The 1,869-nt window shown below is 79.3% G+C and carries 2 protein-coding genes; one reads left to right on the top strand and one right to left on the bottom strand.

Features of this window, described 5'->3' with window-relative positions; genetic code table 11:
* The coding region (locus AC5FZL_RS16590) for a dynamin family protein (RefSeq protein WP_493619977.1) at window positions 1–1,549 on the top strand (1,549 nt) is incomplete at its 5' end.
* On the opposite strand, the gene AC5FZL_RS16595 is transcribed toward AC5FZL_RS16590, so the two are convergent.
* Window positions 1,503–1,869 (bottom strand): hypothetical protein (locus AC5FZL_RS16595; protein ID WP_493619978.1); only part of this gene is annotated, 367 nt, incomplete at its 5' end. The genes AC5FZL_RS16590 and AC5FZL_RS16595 overlap by 47 nt on opposite strands.

Consider the following 1,869-nt stretch of genomic DNA (forward strand, 5'->3'; position numbering starts at 1 on the left):
ACCGGCGGCGACCCCCGCTGTCACCTCCTCCGCGACCCTCGCCGCGGTGCGAGGCCTGCTGCGCGAGGCCGGTGCCGCCTACCGGGACGACGCCGTGGCCGGCGACGCGCTGCGGCGCCAGGCCGAGCGCCTCGACGGCCCCCTGCGCGTGGCCGTGGCCGGGAAGGTGAAGTCGGGCAAGTCCACCCTGGTCAACGCCCTGATCGGCGAGGAGGTCGCGCCCACGGACGCGGGGGAGTGCACCCGCGTGGTCACCTGGTACCGCGACGGGCCGAGCCCGCGCGCGGTGGTGGAGTCCCTCGACGGGCGCGCGGAGCAGGTGCCCCTGCACCGGGTCGGCGGCCGGCTCGCCCTCGGGCTGGGCTCGGTGCCGCCGGAGCAGGTGGACCGGCTGGTCGTGGACTGGCCCGCCGCCCGCCTGCGGCAGACCACGATCATCGACACCCCCGGCACGGCGTCGCTGTCCCGCGCGGTCTCCGCGCGCGCCCTCGCCTTCCTCACCCCCGAGGAGGAGCCCTCCGAGGCGGACGCCGTGCTCTACCTCCTGCGCCACCTCCACGCCACCGACGTCCGCTTCCTCGAGGCCTTCCGGGGCCCCGGGCGGGGCACCGCGGTGAACGCCGTGGCGGTGCTCTCGCGCGCCGACGAGGTCGGCGCGGGGCGCATCGACGCCCTCATCTCCGCCCAGGACGTCGCTCAGCGCTACCGGCAGGACCCCGGGGTGCGCTCGCTGTGCCAGACCGTCGTGCCGGTGGCGGGCCTGCTGGCGCAGACCGCGGGCACCCTGCGCCAGGCCGAGTTCGCCGCGGTGCGCCGCCTGGCCACCACCGAGCGCGCGGCGCTCGAGCGCCAGCTGCTGTCCGCCGACCGCTTCCGCACCGGCACCGGCGCGGACGACCCCCTCGGCACGGCGGTGCGCGACGCGCTCCTGGAGCGCTTCGGCCTCTTCGGGCTGCGCCTGTCCCTCGCCCTCGTGCGCGGCGGGCTGGACGACCCCACGGCGCTGGCCCGCGAGCTGTCCCGGCGCAGCGGCCTGGAGGACCTGCGCCGGCTCCTGCACGTGCAGTTCACCCGCCGCAGCGACCAGCTCAAGGCCCGCACCGCCCTGGCCGGCCTGCGGCACCTGCTCCGCGAGCGCCCGCCGGCGGACCCCGCGGCCCGCGCGGCGCTCGCAGCGGGCCTGGAGCGGGTCGAGGCGGGCGCGCACGACCTGCGCGAGCTGCGGCTGCTCACCGACCTGCGCGGGCCGGTCGCGCTGCTGCCGGCCGACGCCGTCGAGGACGCCGAGCGGCTGCTCGGCGCCGAGGGGGCCTCGCCGCACGAGCGCCTGGGCGCGCCCGCCGACGCGCCGCCGGACGCGCTGCGCGCCTACGCCACCGACGCGCTGGTGCGCTGGCGGCGCCGGGCGGAGAGCCCGGTGACCCGGCGGGCCGCCGCCGACGCCTGCCGGGTCGTCGTCCGCAGCTGCGAGGGAGTGCTGGCCGCCCTGGCCGACGGCGCGGTCAGCGGCGGCGCAGCCACGCGGTCGCCGACGGCAGGAGCACCGTGACCAGCCCCGCCAGCCCGAGCACGAGTTCGGCCACCAGCGCCCACCGCACGCTCGCGCCCAGCTCCCACCCCGGCTCGGCGACGAACTGCGCCAGCGGCACCGCCGCCGCGAGGTGCAGCACCGCCAGCACCACGAGCAGCACCCTCGCCAGCGGCCGCCGCTGGCGCACGAGCACGGCCAGCAGCGCCTCCAGCAGGGCCAGCACGACGATCGCGGCCAGGCTCGCCCCGAGGGCGCCCGCCACCACCGACGCCGCGAGGTCGGCGTCCTGGGTCGGGTCCTCGGCGAGCACCTCGGCCACGAGGGCCTCGCGGCGCTCG

Source organism: Quadrisphaera sp. DVD1, from assembly GCF_058932755.1.